Below are 20,958 nucleotides of genomic sequence, written 5' to 3' on the forward strand. Positions count from 1 at the left end.
TTGCTGCAGTTAATGTGGTTTTACCATGATCGACGTGACCAATCGTACCTACGTTGACGTGCGGTTTGGTACGTTCAAACTTTCCTTTTGCCATAATAATTTATTTCCTGTTAATTGATGTATTGAGGTGATTCGCATCCTGAATCACCTCAGTTATGTAACACTTGCTGTAATTATAACAAGCTTAATACGATAAGGTTATTACTTAGTGCGTGCACTGATGACTTCTTCTGCCACGCTCTTCGGTGCTTCAGTGTAGTGCTTGAACTCCATTGAGTAGGTTGCACGACCTTGCGTGAGTGAGCGCAAGTTAGTGGCGTAACCAAACATCTCTGAAAGTGGCACTTCGGCGCGGATGATCTTACCACCGCCTTGGATTTCTTCCATACCTTGGACAATACCACGACGTGAAGATAAGTCACCCATTACAGTACCGGCGTAGTCTTCTGGCGTTTCTACCTCAACCGCCATAGTCGGTTCAAGCAAGACTGGGCTAGCACGACGCATACCTTCTTTGAAGGCCATAGAAGCAGCCATACGGAAGGCGTTCTCGTTGGAGTCGACGTCATGGTATGAACCGAAGAATAAGGTGACTTTAACGTCTTCGACTGGGTAACCGGCGACGACACCAGAAGATAAGGTTTCTTGAATACCTTTATCGACGGCAGGGATGTATTCGCGAGGTACGACACCACCTTTAATTTCGTCGACGAACTCGTAACCACCACCTTGTGGTAATGGTTCAAGTTTAAGTACCACGTGACCATATTGACCACGACCACCGGATTGCTTAACGAATTTACCTTCGACTTCATCGCATGTTTTGCGGATAGTTTCACGGTACGCTACTTGTGGTTTACCGACGTTGGCTTCAACGTTGAACTCACGACGCATACGGTCAACAATAATCTCGAGGTGTAACTCACCCATACCAGAAATAATGGTTTGACCAGACTCTTCGTCAGAACGCACGCGGAATGAAGGATCCTCTTGCGCCAAGCGAGAAAGGGCAAGACCCATTTTTTCTTGGTCCGCTTTGGATTTTGGTTCAACCGCTTGAGAAATTACAGGTTCTGGGAACTCCATACGCTCAAGAATTACGTGGCTGTCTTCGGCACATAAGGTTTCACCTGTGGTAACGTCTTTGAGACCGACCACCGCAGCAATATCGCCCGCCACAATTTCTTTGATCTCTTTACGATCATTGGCGTGCATTTGCAGAATACGACCGATACGTTCTTTTTTGCCCTTGATAGAGTTGTAAACCGTATCACCTGATTTGATGGTACCAGAGTACACACGAATAAAGGTCAATTGACCGACGAATGGGTCAGTCATTAGCTTGAATGACAACGCAGACATTTTGGCATTGTCATCGGCAACACGTTCGACTTTGTTACCGTCATCGTCTTCACCCACGACAGGTGGGATGTCGATCGGAGAAGGTAAGAATTCAACGACCGCGTCAAGCATGCGTTGTACACCTTTGTTTTTGAAGGCCGTACCACAAAGCATTGGTTGGATTTCGCAGTCGATCGTGCGTTGACGGATGGCTTTGATGAGCTCTTCTTCAGTTAACTCGCCCTCTTCGAGGTATTTTTCCATGAGTTCTTCAGAAGATTCAGCCGCTGTTTCAACGAGTTTTTCGCGCCATTCTTCGGCTTCTTGTTGTAATTCAGCAGGGATGTCTTCGTAAGTGAAGGTCGCACCAAGAGACGCTTCGTCCCAAATGATCGCTTTCATTTTGAACAAATCAATCACGCCACGGAAGCTATCTTCAGCACCGATTGGCAAGACGATGGGTACTGGGTTACCACGTAAACGAGTTTTCATTTGCTCGTAGACTTTGTAGAAATTAGCCCCCGTACGGTCCATTTTGTTGACGAAAGCCAAACGAGGTACATGGTACTTGTTAGCTTGGCGCCATACGGTTTCAGATTGTGGTTGTACACCACCTACAGCACAATACACCATGCAAGCACCGTCAAGTACACGCATAGAACGTTCTACCTCAATGGTAAAGTCCACGTGTCCTGGGGTGTCGATGACGTTGATGCGATATTCTGGCCAGTCACCAGTCATACCGCGCCAGAACGCTGTAGTGGCCGCAGAGGTAATGGTAATACCACGCTCTTGCTCTTGTTCCATCCAGTCCATAGTGGCGGAACCATCGTGTACTTCACCGATTTTGTGGCTAATACCTGTGTAGAACAAGATACGTTCTGTGGTAGTAGTTTTACCCGCATCAATATGCGCTGAAATACCTATGTTGCGATAGCGTTCAATGGGAGTTTTTCGAGACATAATATTAAGTTCCTTTTATTACCAACGGAAATGAGAGAAAGCTTTGTTGGCTTCTGCCATTCTGTGGGTATCTTCGCGTTTTTTCATGGCTGCACCACGGCCTTCTGCAGCATCGAGCAATTCGCCAGCAAGACGTAAATCCATGGATTTTTCACCGCGTTTTTTGGCGGCTTCACGGATCCAACGCATTGCTAAAGCCATACGACGAACTGGGCGCACCTCTACAGGTACTTGGTAGTTCGCACCACCAACACGGCGGCTTTTAACTTCGACGATTGGTTTAACGTTGTTGATGGCTTCGTTAAAGATGTCTAGAGGATCTTTGTCGCTTTTGTTTTTGATTTGATCAAAAGCGCCATACACAATACGCTCTGCAACGGCTTTTTTGCCGGAGAGCATCAAAATATTAATAAATTTAGCAAGATCGACACTACCGAATTTTGGATCAGGTAGGATCTCGCGTTTTGCTACTTCGCGACGACGAGGCATAATTACTTCCTTTGTGTCAAATTTCAGTTTGTCACTTTGTGACCACGGTTGCCTATTGAGAGAACAACCACTTACCTACCGCAGTAAATTATCCAGCAGCTGCGGCTGCACGCTTACCTAGAGAGGAAGCAAAAAAGTAAATCAAGTGGCTTAATGCGCTGATCGAGTCAAGCATTAAGTAAAAAAAATGATTAGGCTTTTTTAGGACGTTTAGCACCGTATTTAGAACGGGCTTGCTTACGATCTTTTACGCCTTGTAAGTCAAGGGCGCCACGAACGATGTGGTAACGAACACCTGGCAAGTCTTTTACACGACCACCACGCACAAGTACAACAGAGTGCTCTTGGAGGTTATGGCCTTCACCACCAATGTATGAAATCACTTCAAAGCCGTTAGTTAAACGCACTTTGGCAACTTTACGCATTGCGGAGTTAGGCTTTTTTGGAGTGGTTGTATACACACGAGTGCACACACCACGACGTTGCGGGCAGTTTTCTAGCGCTGGGCTTTTGCTGCTTGCACGGCTCGTTTCGCGCGGTTTACGCACGAGTTGGCTAATAGTTGGCATGAGCTATTTCCTAATTATTAAACAAATACAAATAACCGCTTAGCATACGCTGCTTTGCGGCTGAGATTTAATGTACACGTCACCCTGCTGCTACAGCAGTAGCGAGTGGATCACGCTTGTGGTGTAATGTCACAGGACTGTGAGCCTAAGCCCACTGACGACAGTGCCAACGTTGGCAAGGCGTCTGTAAGTTAGGTCTCGTGAAAAGCCATCTGAGTTAGTTGTATGACAAACATAAAGCCGCAAACCAAACTCAAGGTAAAGCACGACGTGGCATAGCCTTGAGTTTAAATAGTTGGGTATACGTCGGGAATACTTCAGAAGGCTTATTGTCTTCTGGCCTTATAACGTTTTGGCGTTATGGCTTTTTAGTCTTTTAGCCCTCTGGTCCTCTGCAATACGTAATAATACGTAATCGCAATAATACGTAATATATAAGCTTACCAAATTCACTTTAAAAATAAGCTAAGCTTATCGATCCAGAAGTTGCAATACGACCAATATGACATTAACAGCCCATTAATGTACCATTTTTTTGTAGTTATTTCAATATCTTAGCGGGGTTTAGGCACTGAATCTATGCACTGTTGCAAATATCGCACGCTTTGCGGCAGCCGCTGTGCATATTGACGACTGAAAAAAGTCTTAAGTCTCTTCTTGTTTGCGTAGTTTCTCAAGCATAATATATTGCATATGACGCTTTTTGCGTAAGCTACATTTGGCAAGGATGACGGCCTTTTGGGGGTCGGTATAGAGGTTCCACTCTTGACGCTCTTGGCGACTACGAAAACAGCCCTTACAATAACCGCGGTTATTGCTTTCACAGACCCCAATACAGGGGCTAGGGATGGCAAAAATTTCTAGCTGTTCCATAATCGTTAGGCGTGGTTGTGGCTTAGGCGATGGCCTAAACTCCTATTTTAGCGTACTTTAGAAGATTTATAGACAGGTGTTAGGATGAGCTATTGCCAATTTGTCGCTACTCACACGGGCAAATACGCCGCGTTACATCGACATTATCACGATGAGATCTATGGTTTTCCGTTGTATGACGACAATGCCTTGTTTGCACGCCTGGTCTTAGAAATCAATCAAGCGGGCTTAAATTGGGGCACTATCTTAGCCAAGCAATCTGCCTTTGAGCAGGCTTATGACGGTTTTGTCATCCCCAAAGTCGCGGCCTATACTGACGCTGATATCCAGCGTTTGCTGGCAAATCCTGCCATTATACGCAATCGCCTAAAAATCAATGCCGCTATTTATAATGCGCAAGCGATTATGCAAATTCAGCAAGATGCTGGCTCATGGGCGGCTTGGTTAGCACACCATCATCCGCGCCGTTTGCCACAATGGGTGTCGCTATTTAAACAACACTTTAAGTTTGTGGGAGAGCAAATCGTCAATGAGTTCTTGATGAGTACCGCTTATCTACCTGGCGCCCACGACCCCGGCTGCCCTATTTACAAACGAATTGTGGCACTCAATCCGCCTTTTTTGCAGAGCACACGCAAACACGATTAGGTATGATGGATCTGCTGAGCATGACGATATTGCTCTAATTCTTCGGGCGATAACTTACCCCAGTAACGACCTCTGAGCGTATCCCAGATAAGCGTGAAAATATAGGTAAATACCAAATAAAACAGACTGATCAATAGATCGAGCATTACGGCTTCGACAAAGCCAACCTCGAGATACCACATGACAAATGGGATGGAGATGGCGAGTAAACCCGCCTCAAAACAGACTGAATGCCAAATGCGTACAGGTGTCGTCTTGGAAATTTGGTATTTTTGCAACCACGCGTCGAATAAATAATTAAAAATCACATTCCAAATCAAGGCGATCGCGGCCATCACTACGATAATCACGCCCGCCTCTTGCATTTGGTGGCCTGACGAAAAGGCCAATATGGGCGTGGACAACGTTATCCCAGTGACTTCAAAAAGCACGGCGTACAAAATACGCTCTTTTAGACTACGAGGTTTTTGGGGAATATAAGGTTTGCGTTTTTTTGCCATGACATCGGTAGAGGACTGATTAATTAAGTCGCACAAAAAACAAAGTATCGGCAGACTATGACCGATACTTATCAATTTAGGTGACCAAAGCCTTAGGCGGCTATGGCTAGTGGCACTAAGTGGTTGAGGGCGACTATTTGATCGCTTTACCTTTCTATTATAAACCAGCCGCGCTCTGCTAGACAGGATGATAGGCGTATTGCACGTTGGTGGTTTATTTTCTGGTAAAAACAGACCCTCATGTTCTGGCTTAAAAGTTCGATAGTGAAAGGATTCAGTTTTGATCACCCCACCGAAGCTTCAGGATCGTATTATTTCAGGTCAGGCTTGCCAATAAACGTATCGGCATTTGGGGATGCCGATACGTTACAAGTTCCGGAGTCATTGCTTATTGTTAACTCGGGACTCCTAATTGATTGCATAAGCTAATTAGTACTATTGATTATTGATAGCTTATGCTATTGATTATAACAGTTTAAAAAATCACACGGGTGCGAATCGTCCCTGGAATGGCGCGTAGTTCCTTGAGCGATTGTTGGACATTCGCATCAATCACATCAAACACCACATAACCAATTTTGGCATCGGTTTGTAAATATTGACCTTGGATATTAATGCCTTCTTTGACGAACACTTGGTTAATCGCCGATAACACACCCGGTTGATTTTTGTGGATATGAATATAACGGTGCGTTTGTGGATCCACAGACTCAGATAAAGATACTTCTGGGAAGTTTACGGCAGACAAGGTCGATCCAGTGTCTGAGTATTTGACCAGTTTATTAGCCACTTCAATACCGATATTGGCTTGAGCTTCTTGGGTGGAGCCACCCACATGTGGGGTCAAAATCACTTGATCAAATTTGCGTAATGGTGACTGGAATTCTTCACCATTAGCTTTGGGTTCTACTGGGAATACATCAATAGCTGCGCCTTTAATGCGGCCTTCTTCGATAGCAATTGCTAATGCATCGAGATCGACTACATTACCGCGTGAAGCATTAATTAAATGCGCGCCGTGCTTCATTTGGTCAATGCGCTCGGCACTCATGAGATTTTTAGTGCTTGGGTCTTGTGGCACATGCAAAGTCACAAAATCACTGCATTCGAGCAAATCTTGGAGACGAGCGATGGGCTTAGCATTGCCTAATGGCAATTTGTCTTCGATGTCGTAGTAATACACATTGAGTCCCAAGGCTTCTGCCAAGATGCCGATTTGGGTACCGATATGACCATAACCAATGATCCCCAGCGTTTTACCGCGGACTTCGTAGCTGCCTTCGGCAGATTTGAGCCAACCGCCTCGATGCGTACTGGCATTGAGGGTAGGCACTTTGCGGGCAAGCATAATGATTTCGGCCAGCACTAATTCGGCCACTGAACGCGTATTAGAAAAAGGCGCATTAAAGACAGGGATACCGGCCTCTCTGGCGCTATCTAGGCTGACTTGATTGGTACCAATACAAAAACAGCCAATCGCCACTAATTTTTTGGCGTGCGCTAAGACCTCAGCGGTGAGTTGGGTGCGTGAACGGATGCCCACGAAATGCGCCTCACTGAGCGCTTGTCGTAACTCTTCGCCCTCTAGCGCTTTTTTGTGATAATCAATATTGTTGTAGCCATTTTTATGAAAAACATCGATGGCGTTTTGGTGTACACCTTCTAATAATAAGATTTTGATTTTGTCTTTATCGAGTGAATGCCTTTGTATTTCTTCCATGGTTTGCCTCTAGAGTAAAAATTCATACTATCTTATTAGCATGCCACATAATCAGCACTTATGACATACGTTTGCTGTTTATCAATAAGTTATTCGTATATATCAATAGGTTATATGTTTGTCCTGAGGCTAGAGACAAAAAAAGAGCAACCCCTAAGGGTTGCTCTGGCGTGCTCAATAGCGTCGTGCACTAAGACAACGATACGGTCTTAGTGCACAAAAGCACTATTCTTGCTCTTGATGATTGGCTGTCGCATCGGCATTTTCAGCAGGTGCAGACTCACCATCATGAAGAACGCTATCGAGTGAGACTTCGTTCGATTCCATGAACGGGTTTTCACTCTCACGGGCGACTTGACGCTCTTGTTGGTTAAGATCCAACTTCGCATGGCGAGCTTTGTGGAACGATAAGCCCGTACCTGCAGGGATCAAGCGACCCACGATAACGTTTTCTTTGAGACCACGTAAATCGTCGGTTTTGCCAAGAATCGCGGCCTCGGTGAGAACGCGAGTGGTTTCTTGGAATGATGCCGCCGAGATAAATGAATCGGTAGACAATGAGGCCTTTGTAATACCTAAGAGAATGTTCTCGTAAGTAGCCGGTTGTTTACCTTCGGCAATGACACGATCATTTTCATTGAGCAAGGCAGAACGTTCGACTTGTTCACCTGGAATAAAGGTGGTGTCACCGGCATCCACAATATTCACTCGACGGAGCATTTGACGAACAATCACTTCAATGTGCTTATCGTTGATTTTCACGCCTTGTAAGCGGTAAACCTCTTGCACCTCATCGACGATGAAGCTGGCTAATTCTTTGATACCTTTGAGACGTAGGATGTCGTGTGGATCGGATGGACCATCCACAATCATCTCACCTTGGTTAACGACTTGACCATCGTGGACCAAGATTTGTTTGTCTTTAGAAATCAAGAATTCATGTGGTGTACCATCTGTCTCGGTAATGATCAGACGTTGTTTACCTTTGGTATCTTTACCGAAGGAAACCGTACCGGTCACAGCCGCCAACATACCTGCGTCTTTTGGTGCACGGGCTTCAAAGAGTTCCACTACACGTGGCAAACCACCGGTAATGTCGCGCGTTTTTTGGGCTTCTTGTGGAATCCGTACTAGGATTTCACCCAAAGATACTTCTTGACCATCACGTACGGTAATGAGCGCACCTACTGGTACTTGAATGCTCACTGGGTGATCCGTACCCGCCACTTTAACTTCTTCACCCTCTTCATTGACCAATTTAATGGCTGGGCGTTTCATGTTTTTGGCCGTACGAGACTTAGGCGTAATCACCACTAAGGTGGATAGACCTGTCACTTCGTCTAGCTGTTTGGCAACAGTCACACCCTCTTCGATATTCTCAAAGCGAATCGTACCTTGGTACTCAGACACGATAGGACGAGTTAAAGGATCCCAGCCAGCAAGTTTGTCACCCGCTTTAACGCTATCACCATCACCGACCATCAGGGTCGCACCATAAGGGATGCGGTGACGCTCACGCTCACGATTGTTATCAGAAATCACAATCTCACCTGAGCGAGAAATCGTAATACGCTCACCTTTGTTGTTGGTGACATAACGCATGGTGCTCGCAAAACTGACGGTACCGTTAGATTTGGTTTCGACCGCAGAAGCCATTGCCGTTGCAGAAGCGGCACCACCGATGTGGAAGGTACGCATCGTCAATTGGGTACCTGGCTCACCGATAGATTGTGCAGCAATCACACCAACGGACTCACCACTGTTGACGATATGACCACGACCCAAGTCACGACCATAACAATGAGCACATAAACCATGACGAGTTTCACACATTAATGGGGTGCGGATTTTGACTTCGTCAATGCCCAATTTGTCGATCATATCCACCGCGTCCTCGTCAAGCATGGTGCCTGCCGCAAAGACCGTTTCTTGCGTATCTGGATTGATCACGTCTTGAGCTGCCACGCGACCGAGGATACGATCACGTAACGGTTCGATGACTTCACCGCCTTCGACCTTGGCTTTCATCCAATAGCCGTTAGTGGTACCGCAATCACGCTCGGTGATCACCAAGTCCTGAGTCACATCGACCAAACGACGAGTCAAGTAACCAGAGTTAGCGGTCTTGAGGGCGGTATCCGCCAAACCTTTACGAGCACCGTGGGTCGAAATAAAGTACTGAAGTACTGTTAGACCTTCACGGAAGTTCGCGGTAATTGGGGTTTCAATAATAGAACCGTCAGGTTTTGCCATCAGACCACGCATCCCGGCGAGCTGACGAATTTGCGCCGCAGAACCACGCGCCCCAGAGTCGGCCATCATATAGATGGAGTTAAAAGACTCTTGCTCGACGGTTTCACCAGCACGGTTGACCACAGGCTCGGTGGAGAGTTGTTGCATCATGGCTTTACCCACGCGATCACCGGCTTTACCCCAAATATCAACAACGTTGTTATAACGTTCTTGGGCGGTCACTAAACCAGAGAGGTATTGTTTGTCGATTTCAAGCACTTCGGCGCCGGCTTTTTCAAGGATGTCTTGTTTGACATCTGGAATCACCATATCACCCATGGCAATCGAGATACCCGCACGAGTAGCGAGTTTGAAACCTTGGCGCATCAGTTGGTCAGCAAAAATCACCGTGTCACGCAAACCGCAACGACGATATGAATTATTGATCAACTTAGAAATTTCTTTTTTCTTGAGCGCTTTATTCAGTACCGTAAATGGTAGGCCTTTTGGCAGAATTTCTGACAAAATAGCACGACCAACGGTGGTTTCATAACGTTTAAAGACGGCCTGGAAGTTGCCTTCAGCGTCTTTTTCGTATTCACGCAAACGCACGGTTACGCGGCTTTGTAACTCAACCACTTGGTTATTGTAGGCACGAATGACTTCGGCAAGGTCACTAAAGAAGGTACCTTCACCTTTACCATTGATGCGCTCACGCGTCGCATAGTATAGACCCAAGACAATATCCTGAGACGGCACAATAGACGGTTCACCACTGGCCGGGAAGAGGATATTATTAGAAGCCAACATTAGGGTACGCGCTTCGAGTTGAGCCTCGAGCGAAAGCGGTACGTGGACGGCCATTTGGTCACCGTCAAAGTCAGCATTGAAAGCGGCACATACTAATGGATGTAACTGAATCGCTTTACCTTCGATGAGGACCGGCTCAAACGCTTGAATACCTAGGCGGTGAAGGGTCGGAGCACGGTTCAACATGACTGGATGTTCACGAATCACTTCTTCGAGAATATCCCAGACGGCGGGATCTTGCGACTCAACGAGTTTCTTGGCGGCCTTAATGGTATTGGCCATGCCTAAGGTTTCGAGACGATTGAAAATAAACGGCTTAAACAATTCCAAAGCCATTAGTTTCGGTAGACCGCATTGATGCAAGCGCAATTGTGGACCGACCACAATCACAGAACGACCGGAGTAGTCGACCCGTTTACCCAAAAGGTTTTGACGGAAGCGACCGCTTTTACCTTTGATCATGTCAGCGAGCGATTTTAATTGACGTTTGTTGGCGCCAGTCATCGCTTTACCACGACGGCCGTTATCGAGCAACGAATCCACAGATTCTTGCAACATACGTTTTTCGTTGCGCAAGATGATTTCTGGGGCTTTGAGCTCAATCAAGCGTTTGAGGCGGTTGTTACGGTTGATCACACGACGGTATAAATCGTTAAGATCTGACGTCGCAAAACGACCACCGTCAAGCGGTACCAATGGGCGTAGATCAGGTGGCAGTACGGGAAGTACTTCCATGATCATCCACTCAGGTTTAATGCCTGATTTTTGGAAACCCTCAATCACTTTTAAGCGTTTGGAGATTTTTTTGAGCTTGGCTTCAGAACCCGTCACTTCTAGTTGTTCGCGAAGGTTTTCGGCTTCTTGGTCAATATTGATGGTGCGTAATAATTCGCGCACGGCCTCCGCCCCCATGAGGGCGGTGAAGTCGTCGCCAAATTCTTCAACTTTGGAGATGTAATCATCGTCAGACATGATTTGACCGCGTTTAAGGGTCGTCATGCCTGGGTCAATCACGCACCAAGCCTCGAAGTACAAGACACGCTCGATATCACGCAAGGTCATATCAAGCACCATGCCTAAACGAGAAGGTAAGCTTTTTAGGAACCAAATATGCGCCACTGGGCTCGCCAACTCGATGTGACCCATGCGTTCACGACGCACTTTAGATTGGGTGACTTCTACGCCACATTTTTCACAAATGACGTTACGGTTTTTTAGGCGTTTGTACTTACCGCATAAACATTCATAGTCTTTGATTGGACCAAAGATTTTGGCACAAAACAGACCGTCACGCTCTGGCTTGAAAGTTCGATAGTTAATGGTTTCTGGTTTACGCACTTCACCATGACTCCAAGAACGGATATTGTCCGGTGAGGCCAAACCAATCTTAATGCCATCGAAATTTTCATTCGGCGCAATCTGTTTGTAAAGATTCATCAAACTATTCATTTCTTCTCCTCTAGCTCCATGTTAAGAGCCAGTGATCTGATTTCTTTGAGCAAGACATTAAAGGATTCAGGCATGCCTGCATCAATAATATGCTCGCCTTTAATGATGTTTTCGTAGACTTTGGTACGACCTTGAATATCATCAGATTTCACAGTAAGCATTTCTTGCAAGGTATAAGCGGCCCCGTAAGCCTCGAGCGCCCAAACCTCCATCTCACCAAAACGTTGGCCACCAAATTGTGCTTTACCACCCAATGGTTGCTGCGTGACTAATGAGTATGGACCCGTAGAACGGGCATGCATTTTGTCATCAACTAAGTGATGCAATTTAAGGTAATGCATATAACCAATTGTCACTGGGCGATCAAAGCGCTCGCCCGTGCGGCCATCGATAAGATAGGCTTGGGTGCGGCTATCGGTGAGCAATAGTTTGTCTTTGATGTTGTCTGGATACGCCAGTTCCAACATTCGTTGAATATCACTTTCGTGCGCACCATCAAATACCGGTGTCGCAAACGGCACGCCATTGCGAAGATTTTGTGCCATGTCCATGATTTCTTTATCAGAAAAGCTATCGAGGTCTTCGTGCTTACCACCACTGTTGTAAATACTGTCTAAGAATTTACGAACGTGTTTGACCTGACTGCGTTGCTCTGATTGCAGTAAATCATTGATACGATGTCCCAGACCTTTAGCGGCCCAACCCAAGTGTACTTCTAGGACCTGACCGACGTTCATACGTGACGGTACGCCTAATGGGTTAAGCACGATATCGCATGGTGTACCATCTGCCATATGTGGCATATCTTCTACGGGAACGATACGAGACACCACACCTTTGTTACCGTGACGACCGGCCATTTTATCGCCAGGTTGTAAGCGACGTTTAACGGCCAAGAACACTTTCACCATTTTGCGAACGCCTGGCGGCAATTCATCACCTTGGGTGAGTTTTTTGCGTTTTTCTTCGAACATAATGTCGAAGCTATGGCGTTTGGCTTCCAAAGAGTCTTTGGCTTGTTCAAGCGCTTGCGCATCGGCTTCTTCTGCAAGGCGAATATCAAACCAACGGTTTGGATCTAATTCATCAAGATACGCTTCGGTGATAGTTGAACCTTTCGCAAGACGGTTGGGACCGCCATTAACGACTTTGCCCACTAAGACGCGACGTAAACGCTCGAAAGTATCTTTCTGCACAATGCGCATTTGATCGGCTAAGTTTTGGCGATAGCGTTGTAACTCAGAATCAATAATGCTTTGGGCGCGGCGATCACGCTCAATACCTTTGCCTGTCAACACTTGGACGTCAATTACCGTACCGACAACGCCTGAAGGGACGCGTAATGAGGTGTCTTTGACGTCAGAGGCTTTTTCACCAAAAATGGCGCGAAGCAGTTTTTCTTCTGGGCTAAGTTGGGTTTCACCTTTAGGGGTAACTTTACCCACTAAAACATCGCCAGCACGGACTTCAGCACCAATATGGACAATACCTGAATCATCCAAACGGTTTAATTGAGCTTCAGCCAAATTACTAATATCGCGCGTGATCTCTTCGTCACCTAATTTAGTTTCACGAGCATACACGCTTAATTCTTCAACGTGTACAGAGGTATAGCGATCATCAGCCACAATACGCTCAGAGATTAAGATCGAATCCTCAAAGTTATAACCATTCCATGGCATGAAGGCGATCAACATGTTTTGACCCAAGGCTAATTCGCCGAGGTCAGTCGAAGCGCCGTCGGCCAAGACATCACCACGAGCCACGCGATCACCGCGTTTAACAATGGTTCGTTGGTTAATGTTGGTGCTTTGGTTAGAGCGTTTGTATTTGGTCAAGTTATAGATATCAACACCGATTTCACCGTGTTGGTTTTCTTCATCATTGACACGGATCACAATACGCTCAGCATCCACTTGGTCAACAATACCGCCACGACGCGCTTGTACTGTGGTACCAGAGTCAACTGCCACGGTCCGTTCAATACCCGTACCGACTAGTGGTTTTTCTGGACGCAAACAAGGTACGGCTTGACGTTGCATGTTGGCACCCATCAAAGCACGGTTGGCGTCATCATGCTCTAAGAACGGAATCAAAGAGGCCGCCACAGAGACGATTTGTGATGGTGCCACGTCCATGTACTCAACGTTTTCTGGTTGTGTCATGAGCGTCTCACCTGCTTCGCGACAAGCAATTAAGTCATTAACAAAGCGACCGTCTGCATCAAGCTCAGCGTTGGCCTGAGCAATAATGTATTTGCTCTCTTGAATGGCAGATAAGTAAACAATCTCTTCGGTGACTTGGCAATCGACCACTTTACGATATGGGGTTTCGAGGAAACCATATTCGTTAAGGCGGGCAAACAAAGCCAAAGAGTTGATCAAACCAATATTTGGACCCTCTGGTGTTTCGATTGGGCACACACGACCATAGTGAGTAGGGTGCACGTCACGCACCTCAAAGCCCGCACGTTCACGCGTCAGACCCCCTTGACCAAGTGCAGAAATACGACGTTTATGCGTAATTTCTGACAATGGATTGGTTTGGTCCATGAACTGTGACAACTGGTTAGAACCAAAGAACTCTTTGATAGAGGCCGAAATCGGTTTTGAATTAATCAAATCATTCGGCATCAGGTTGTCAGATTCGGCTTGATTGAGACGATCACGCACGGCGCGCTCGACACGCACTAACCCTGCACGGAATTGGTTCTCAGCCAATTCGCCGACACAACGCACACGACGGTTACCTAAGTGGTCAATATCGTCAATCTCGCCGATACCGTTACGCAAGTTCACTAAGATTTCGATCGTACGTAGAATATCGTCATCGGTTAGCGTTAACGGGCCTTGATCACCTTCGTTACCACCGAGACGGCTGTTGACTTTCATACGACCAACGCGTGATAAGTCGTAGCTTTCTTCACTATAGAACAAGCGTTGGAATAAGGCTTCAACCGCTTCTTCGGTAGGTGGTTCACCCGGACGCATCATACGATAAATCGCTACGCGTGCTGATAATTGATCGGCTGTATCATCCGTTCTAAGTGTCGCTGAGATATAGGCACCGCGATCGAGCTCATTGATAAAGAGTGTTTCGATTTCAGAAACACCAGATAAATGCAATTTATTAAGTAAAGGCTCAGTGATTTCGTCATTAGCGTTAGCGAGGATTTCGCCCGTGGCTTCATCAACAACGTTTTTGGCAAGGACGTGACCCACCAAGAAATCATCAGGCACAGATAACTGCGTTAAGTTAGCGTTTTTGATGGCGCGAATATGACGTGAATTAATACGTTTGTCTTTTTCTACCAACACATTACCGTCTTTATCGGTAATATCAAACGACGCAACTTCACCTTTCCAGCGCTCTGGCTTAACATTCAATAGCGCGCCTTCATCTTTGAGTTGGAACTGGTCAAACTCGAAGAATTTTGCTAGGATTTGCTCGTTATTGAGACCGATGGCCTTCAGTAGAATCGTCACAGGCATTTTGCGACGGCGGTCAATCCTAAAGAACAATAAGTCTTTAGAATCGAACTCAAAGTCTAACCAAGAACCACGGTAAGGGATGACGCGCGCAGAGAACAGCAATTTACCAGAACTGTGGCTCTTGCCGCGATCGTGTTCAAAAAATACACCCGGTGAACGGTGTAATTGCGATACAATCACACGCTCAGTACCATTAATGATGAAAGAACCGTTATCGGTCATTAATGGGATTTCACCCATATAGACTTCTTGTTCTTTAACTTCTTTAATGGTAGGCTTACTAGCTTCACGATCAAAGAACTCTAGACGGACTTTGGCATATAATTGCGAAGCAAAGGTCAAACCGCGTAACTGACATTCAGTCACGTCAAAAGCGGGATCTTCGAGTCTGTAGCTTACAAATTCGATGCGTGCCAGACCGTTGGCGCTCAAAATCGGGAAAATCCCTTTAAAAGCGGCCTGAAGACCCTCTTCTTTGCGCTTGTCAGCGGCTACGGTCGCCTGCAAAAAAGAGCGATAAGAATGTAACTGAGTTTCTAAAAGGTATGGAACGGGTTGAACGTCTTCACGATTAGCAAAACTTTTGCGAATACGTTTACGTTCGGTGTATGAGTAAGGCATGAGCACTCCGACTCAAGGGGTTAAAAGACTGTATGGGAGCAGTCTCAAGGGGATTTACGACTTCAAGAAAGCGGCTTCTGTCCTACGATTTAGTTTGTATACCATGCGCATTGACAGCAGAATAAGACTTTAATTCTGGGACTTAGCGAGCCAATTGCAGCCCTCTATGCTAAGTATAAGCCGCGCTTTCTTTAAAACGCAAAAACCCGGAGGTGGTAAAAACCACTCCGGGGGGTCGAAAAAGACGAATTATTTAAGTTCGACTTTCGCGCCAGCATCTTCCAGTTTTTTCTTAGCTTCTTCAGCGGATGCTTTGTCTAAACCTTCTTTAACTGGTTTAGGAGCACCGTCAACTAAGTCTTTAGCTTCTTTAAGGCCAAGACCAGTGATTTCACGAACTGCTTTAATTACGTTAACTTTAGAAGAACCGATTTCAGAAAGAACAACGGTGAATTCAGTTTGTTCAGCAGCACCACCAGCAGCGTCGCCAGCTGCACCAGGGGCAGCAACAGCAACTGCAGCAGCAGCGGCTGAAACGCCGAATTTTTCTTCCATTTCAGTAATTAATTCAGACAACTCTAACACAGTCATGTTAGCAATTGCTTCTAAGATTTCTGCTTTATTTAAAGCCATTTTGAACTCCAATTAATAAAAAATAATGCCGGATTTGATAATCACTTTGTCATTTAATGAAGACCACAAGCCAAGAATAAGTAATTAGGCTTGTTCTTTTTGGTCACGTACGGCAGCCAAGCCGCGTACGAATTTCGTAGGAACTTCATTAAGAGTACGCACAAATTGTGCAACAGGGGCTTGCATCGTACCCAATAGTTTGGCCAACAACTCTTCACGAGATGGCATTTTAGCAAGCGCTTTGACACCGTCAGCATCAAGGATGCTGCCAGGCATAGCGCCCGCTTTAATGACGATCTGCGGATTCGTTTTAGCGAATTCAACCAAAGTTTTGGATGCAGCTACAGGGTCTTCGCTGATTGCATAAATTAGCGGACCGACTAACTGATCGCTTAAACCTTGATAATCGCTGCCCTCTAGGGCACGACGTACTAAGGTGTTTTTAAGTACACGGAGGTAAACACCTTGCTCACGTGCATTTTTGCGCAATACGGTGACAGCAGTAACATCAATACCACGATATTCAGCAACAACAATCGATTGAGCTTTGGCGGCTTGCGCTTGGATCTCTTCGATTAATGCTGCTTTCTCTGTACGATTGAGACTCACAGTTTGATACTCCATCATTAAGACGCGGTGGGAAAAAACTCCCGTTGCGTCAACCATATGTGCGGCGTACCTATGGCAAGAGTTCAATAAATTGAATTCTATTCTAGGTGACGCCATCTACGTCGGATACCTTGCGGTGATTAAGAGCGTAAATTGATATTGCTAAATTCATGCTCTCCGAACGGTCTTTGACAGCAATGCGGCTAACTCTATGAAGTCATACAGCTAAGCCGCACCACCCAAAGTTCTTTAGCTCGCTAAAGAAGCGACTTCGACTTTAGCACCGCCACCCATGGTGGATGAAACGGCTAATTTGCGTAAATATTGACCTTTAGCAGATTGTGGGCGCGCTTTGTTAAGAGCGTCTACTAAAGCATCTAAGTTTTGTTTAAGTTGCTCTTCTGTGAAAGAAGCACGACCGATAGTGGCATGAATAATCGCTGCTTTATCGGTACGGTATTGTACTTGACCAGCTTTAGCGTTTTTGACGGCAGTCGCCACGTCTGGGGTCACAGTACCCACTTTAGGGTTTGGCATTAAACCACGTGGACCCAGGATTTGACCGAGTGCACCGACAAAACGCATCGTGTCTGGTGAAGCGATAAGGATATCGAAGTTAATATTGCCTTTTTTGATGTCAGCTGCAAGATCTTCGATACCGACGATGTCAGCGCCTGCTTCTTTGGCTTGCTCAGCTTTGTCGCCTTGAGCAAACACAGCTACGCGTACTGTTTTACCAGTACCTGCAGGTAAAACCACAGAACCACGAACGACTTGATCAGATTTACGTGGATCGACACCTAATTGAATCGCAACATCGATAGATTCATCAAATTTAGCGGTGGCTGTTTCTTTGACGAGTTTAAGTGCTTCAGCAATGGTGTAGAGTTTATTGCGATCGAATTGCTCACGTAAAGCGCGAGTGCGTTTAGATAACTTAGCCATTTACACACCCTCCACAGTAATACCCATGCTGCGAGCACTACCAATAATGCTGCGAACAGAGGCTTCTAGATCAGCACCCGTCAAGTCTGGGGCTTTAGTTTTGGCGATTTCTTCCGCTTGCGCGTAAGTCAATTTACCAACTTTGTCAGTGTGTGGACGAGATGAACCTTTTTGGACACCCGCTGCTTTCTTGATAAGAATTGATGCAGGTGGTGTTTTCATCACGAATGTGAATGATTTATCTGCATAAGCAGTAATCACCACTGGAATAGGTAAGCCCGGTTCAACGCCTTGAGTTTGCGCATTGAAAGCTTTACAGAATTCCATAATGTTTAGACCACGTTGACCCAATGCAGGACCAATCGGTGGTGAAGGATTTGCCTTACCGGCAGGCACTTGTAGCTTAATAAAGCCAGCAATTTTTTTTGCCATGGTTATATCTCCTTGCGGGTATTAATGCCTTACGGCTCCCCGGGGTTAAAAATCCAAGTCGAGTAAAGAATTACGCTTTTTCGACTTGGTTGAAATCTAATTCAACAGGTGTCACTCGACCAAAAATAGTCACGTTGACTTGAACTTTGCTGCGTTCATAGTTGACATGCTCAACGGTGCCGTTGAAGTCCGCAAATGGACCTTCTTTGACACGTAGCATTTCGCCAACTTCGAAAAGTACTTTAGGGCGTGGTTTCTCACCACCCTCTTCGATTTGATTAAGAATCTTGGCGACTTCTTTTTCGGTGATGGGAGTTGGTTTATTACCAGAACTACCTAAAAAGCCAGTCACACGATTGGTGCTTTTAACGAGGTGCCATGTTTCGTCAGTTAATTCCATTTCTACGAGGACATAGCCTGGGAAAATACGGCGTTCTGTAATGGATTTTTGACCGCCTCGGCTTTCAATGACCTCTTCGGAAGGCACTAAAATGCGTCCAAAGTAGTTTTGCAAACCTGCGTCTTCAATACGCTCTTGCAATGTTTTTTGGACTCTTTTTTCCATACTGGAAAAAACATGTACCACATACCAACGTTTACTCATGAACGACCTTTATTCTTTGTTTAAGTAGCTGTATATCTTGGCAGTTTGTTAGTGATGAGACGGTTTTAGTTTTAATGCACAGCGGTTGAGTCAATGAACCACTTACTTACTCAACCAACTAATCCTATATGACTTGCTAGGATGGGTTTTGCATTAACCTCCCCAGCCTAGTATGCCACCGTAAACAATCCAACCAATTAGCTTATCTACTAGCCATAAGAAAATGGCCATAATAGCACCAAAAGCAAAGACCACAGCGGTCATTTGCATGGTTTCTTTGCGGCTTGGCCAAACAACACGTTTAAGTTCGTTATATGAAGCTTTGGCAAAACCCACTGTGCGTTTACCTGGATTGCTTAATAAAGCCAACAATCCACCAAGCACTAAGCCGGCAACAAACATACCGACTCTTGCGTAAATACTGTACTGAGTAAAATAGGAATATGCAAAAACACCCGCAATCACAAACAGCACTGCCAATGTGATTTTAAAAATATCGGCACCACGACCTACGGTTTTTACATTTGCTTCTGACATAATTTTCTATTTATTAAGAAACCACTAAGTAAGTGGCAGGGGCAGTAGGAATCGAACCTACAACCTTCGGTTTTGGAGACCGACGCTCTGCCAATTGAGCTATACCCCTATAAAGCCTTTAGTAGGGCTTTGGAAAGGTACCCTAATAATCATGAGGCTAATTTATGTTTACATCGCCAAATATAGTGAAGTGATGATTACTGCATAAACATAAATTTAAGTGTTAAACCTTAAATAAAGCTTTAAATAAAAACTTAATTAAAGTCTGCACTCTTAAAGCCTGCACTCTTCTTAGGACACAATCCCTTAGTTAATTGCTTCACAAAAAACTAAGGGATCTATTATAGCACCAAATTTACACTTGGTGCGTACATTTATAATTATTTAGCGATTTTAGAGACGACGCCAGCACCAACGGTACGGCCGCCTTCACGGATCGCGAAACGAAGACCTTCTTCCATGGCGATCGGTGCAATAAGCTCTACGTCCATGGCGACGTTATCACCTGGCAAGACCATTTCTTTGTCTTGCGGTAGAGCAATGGTACCGGTCACGTCAGTCGTACGGAAGTAGAACTGTGGACGATAACCTTGGAAGAATGGCGTATGACGGCCACCTTCTTCTTTAGACAGAATATATACCTCTGCGCTAAAGTTAGTGTGCGGCGTAATCGTACCTGGTTTAGCCAATACTTGACCACGCTCAACGTCTTCACGTTTGGTACCACGTAACAAGATACCGACGTTATCGCCTGCTTGACCTTCGTCGAGCAATTTGCGGAACATCTCAACACCGGTACATGTCGTTTTGCTAGTGTCGTGAATACCAACGATCTCGATCTCTTCACCGACTTTGATGACACCGCGTTCGATACGACCAGTCACAACCGTACCACGACCAGAGATTGAGAATACGTCCTCAACTGGCATCAAGAATGAACCGTCTACGGCACGCTCTGGTGCAGGGATGTAGTCGTCCATGGCTTTGGCCAATTCTAGAATGGCTTGTTTACCCAATGGGCCTTCATCGCCTTCTAGGGCTAATTTAGCAGAACCTTTGATGATCGGCGTATCATCACCTGGGAAGTCGTAGCTGCTAAGCAATTCACGTACTTCCATTTCGACTAATTCGATCAATTCTTCGTCATCTACCATATCGGCTTTGTTAAGGAAGACGAGAATATAAGGTACACCTACTTGACGAGACAACAAGATGTGCTCGCGAGTTTGTGGCATTGGGCCGTCAGCGGCTGAACATACGAGAATCGCACCGTCCATTTGCGCGGCACCCGTAATCATGTTTTTGACGTAGTCAGCGTGTCCTGGGCAGTCTACGTGCGCATAGTGACGAGTCGCTGTTTCGTACTCAACGTGAGAGGTATTGATGGTAATACCACGCGCTTTTTCTTCTGGGGCATTGTCAATTTGGCTGTAGTCTCTGGCCTCACCGCCGTTCTCTTTTGCAAGAATCGTTGTGATTGCTGCAGTTAATG

The 20,958-nt window shown here is 45.7% G+C and carries 17 protein-coding genes and 1 tRNA gene; 1 reads left to right on the top strand and 17 read right to left on the bottom strand.

What is annotated here, in order from left to right:
- The 5 genes from Q335_RS09070 to Q335_RS0103235 form a co-directional block, all read right to left on the bottom strand.
- A partial coding sequence (locus tag Q335_RS09070; protein ID WP_005434227.1) for a GTP-binding protein occupies positions 1-94 on the bottom strand: 94 nt, incomplete at its 3' end.
- A 107-nt stretch (positions 95-201) separates the two neighbouring features.
- Entirely contained in the window at positions 202-2,304 is a 2,103-nt protein-coding gene (gene fusA, locus Q335_RS0103220) for an elongation factor G (protein WP_028357408.1), read from the bottom strand.
- Positions 2,305-2,322: 18 nt separating this feature from the next.
- The gene (rpsG, locus tag Q335_RS0103225; RefSeq protein WP_028357409.1) at positions 2,323-2,793 is read right to left on the bottom strand and encodes a 30S ribosomal protein S7; all 471 of its coding nucleotides are present in this window, start codon (positions 2,791-2,793) and stop codon (positions 2,323-2,325) included.
- 191 nt (positions 2,794-2,984) lie between these two features.
- A complete protein-coding gene (rpsL, locus tag Q335_RS0103230; RefSeq protein WP_028357410.1) occupies positions 2,985-3,362 on the bottom strand; it encodes a 30S ribosomal protein S12 in 378 nt (125 codons plus the stop codon).
- A gap of 645 nt (positions 3,363-4,007) precedes the next feature.
- Positions 4,008-4,235 (bottom strand): DUF1289 domain-containing protein, encoded by a 228-nt coding sequence (locus Q335_RS0103235; RefSeq protein ID WP_028357411.1) that lies wholly within the window; start codon positions 4,233-4,235, stop codon positions 4,008-4,010.
- A gap of 84 nt (positions 4,236-4,319) precedes the next feature.
- Between Q335_RS0103235 and Q335_RS0103240 the strand changes: the two genes are divergently transcribed.
- Positions 4,320-4,883, top strand: coding sequence for a DNA-3-methyladenine glycosylase I (locus Q335_RS0103240; protein WP_028357412.1), 564 nt, complete (start codon positions 4,320-4,322; stop codon positions 4,881-4,883).
- On the opposite strand, the gene Q335_RS09075 is transcribed toward Q335_RS0103240, so the two are convergent.
- From Q335_RS09075 to tuf, 12 genes are all read right to left on the bottom strand, one after another.
- Positions 4,880-5,383, bottom strand: a complete 504-nt coding sequence (locus tag Q335_RS09075; RefSeq protein ID WP_051532272.1) for a PACE efflux transporter — start codon at positions 5,381-5,383, stop codon at positions 4,880-4,882. The genes Q335_RS0103240 and Q335_RS09075 overlap by 4 nt on opposite strands.
- A 475-nt stretch (positions 5,384-5,858) precedes the next feature.
- Positions 5,859-7,094 carry a phosphoglycerate dehydrogenase gene (gene serA, locus Q335_RS0103250; protein ID WP_028357413.1) on the bottom strand — a complete coding sequence of 412 codons (1,236 nt, stop codon included), beginning with the start codon at positions 7,092-7,094 and terminating at the stop codon, positions 5,859-5,861.
- Between the two features lie 234 nt (positions 7,095-7,328).
- On the bottom strand, positions 7,329-11,594 hold the full coding sequence (gene rpoC, locus Q335_RS0103255) for a DNA-directed RNA polymerase subunit beta' (protein WP_028357414.1): 4,266 nt from the start codon (positions 11,592-11,594) through the stop codon (positions 7,329-7,331).
- Entirely contained in the window at positions 11,591-15,706 is a 4,116-nt protein-coding gene (rpoB, locus tag Q335_RS0103260) for a DNA-directed RNA polymerase subunit beta (RefSeq protein ID WP_028357415.1), read from the bottom strand. The genes rpoC and rpoB overlap by 4 nt, the downstream gene beginning before the upstream one ends.
- A 249-nt stretch (positions 15,707-15,955) precedes the next feature.
- Positions 15,956-16,339, bottom strand: coding sequence for a 50S ribosomal protein L7/L12 (gene rplL / locus Q335_RS0103265; protein WP_028357416.1), 384 nt, complete (start codon positions 16,337-16,339; stop codon positions 15,956-15,958).
- Between the two features lie 84 nt (positions 16,340-16,423).
- Entirely contained in the window at positions 16,424-16,948 is a 525-nt protein-coding gene (rplJ, locus tag Q335_RS0103270) for a 50S ribosomal protein L10 (protein ID WP_028357417.1), read from the bottom strand.
- Positions 16,949-17,197: 249 nt separating this feature from the next.
- Positions 17,198-17,893, bottom strand: a complete 696-nt coding sequence (gene rplA, locus Q335_RS0103275; protein WP_028357418.1) for a 50S ribosomal protein L1 — start codon at positions 17,891-17,893, stop codon at positions 17,198-17,200.
- Positions 17,894-18,325, bottom strand: coding sequence for a 50S ribosomal protein L11 (rplK, locus tag Q335_RS0103280; RefSeq protein WP_028357419.1), 432 nt, complete (start codon positions 18,323-18,325; stop codon positions 17,894-17,896). It abuts the gene before it with no gap.
- A 70-nt stretch (positions 18,326-18,395) separates the two neighbouring features.
- Positions 18,396-18,929, bottom strand: coding sequence for a transcription termination/antitermination protein NusG (gene nusG, locus Q335_RS0103285; RefSeq protein ID WP_028357420.1), 534 nt, complete (start codon positions 18,927-18,929; stop codon positions 18,396-18,398).
- 153 nt (positions 18,930-19,082) lie between these two features.
- The gene (gene secE, locus Q335_RS0103290; protein ID WP_028357421.1) at positions 19,083-19,466 is read right to left on the bottom strand and encodes a preprotein translocase subunit SecE; all 384 of its coding nucleotides are present in this window, start codon (positions 19,464-19,466) and stop codon (positions 19,083-19,085) included.
- A 33-nt stretch (positions 19,467-19,499) separates the two neighbouring features.
- Positions 19,500-19,575: transfer RNA gene (locus Q335_RS0103295), tRNA-Trp, on the bottom strand.
- Between the two features lie 271 nt (positions 19,576-19,846).
- Positions 19,847-20,958: elongation factor Tu (tuf, locus tag Q335_RS0103300; protein WP_028357422.1), on the bottom strand; the 1,112-nt coding region annotated here is incomplete at its 5' end.

Origin of the sequence: Brackiella oedipodis DSM 13743 (assembly GCF_000621025.1) — a bacterium.
GTDB lineage: Bacteria > Pseudomonadota > Gammaproteobacteria > Burkholderiales > Burkholderiaceae_B > Oligella > Oligella oedipodis.

Bases quoted from the DNA above. Each gene is read 5' to 3' on its own strand.
- rplA (WP_028357418.1), bottom strand. From the start codon at position 17,893: ATGGCTAAGTTATCTAAACGCACTCGCGCTTTACGTGAGCAATTCGAT.
- nusG (WP_028357420.1), bottom strand. From the start codon at position 18,929: ATGAGTAAACGTTGGTATGTGGTACATGTTTTTTCCAGTATGGAAAAA.
- rpoC (WP_028357414.1), bottom strand. From the start codon at position 11,594: ATGAATAGTTTGATGAATCTTTACAAACAGATTGCGCCGAATGAAAAT.
- Q335_RS0103240 (WP_028357412.1), top strand. From the start codon at position 4,320: ATGAGCTATTGCCAATTTGTCGCTACTCACACGGGCAAATACGCCGCG.
- Q335_RS09075 (WP_051532272.1), bottom strand. From the start codon at position 5,383: ATGGCAAAAAAACGCAAACCTTATATTCCCCAAAAACCTCGTAGTCTA.
- rpsG (WP_028357409.1), bottom strand. From the start codon at position 2,793: ATGCCTCGTCGTCGCGAAGTAGCAAAACGCGAGATCCTACCTGATCCA.
- Q335_RS0103235 (WP_028357411.1), bottom strand. From the start codon at position 4,235: ATGGAACAGCTAGAAATTTTTGCCATCCCTAGCCCCTGTATTGGGGTC.
- fusA (WP_028357408.1), bottom strand. From the start codon at position 2,304: ATGTCTCGAAAAACTCCCATTGAACGCTATCGCAACATAGGTATTTCA.
- rplL (WP_028357416.1), bottom strand. From the start codon at position 16,339: ATGGCTTTAAATAAAGCAGAAATCTTAGAAGCAATTGCTAACATGACT.
- rpsL (WP_028357410.1), bottom strand. From the start codon at position 3,362: ATGCCAACTATTAGCCAACTCGTGCGTAAACCGCGCGAAACGAGCCGT.
- rplK (WP_028357419.1), bottom strand. From the start codon at position 18,325: ATGGCAAAAAAAATTGCTGGCTTTATTAAGCTACAAGTGCCTGCCGGT.
- secE (WP_028357421.1), bottom strand. From the start codon at position 19,466: ATGTCAGAAGCAAATGTAAAAACCGTAGGTCGTGGTGCCGATATTTTT.
- rpoB (WP_028357415.1), bottom strand. From the start codon at position 15,706: ATGCCTTACTCATACACCGAACGTAAACGTATTCGCAAAAGTTTTGCT.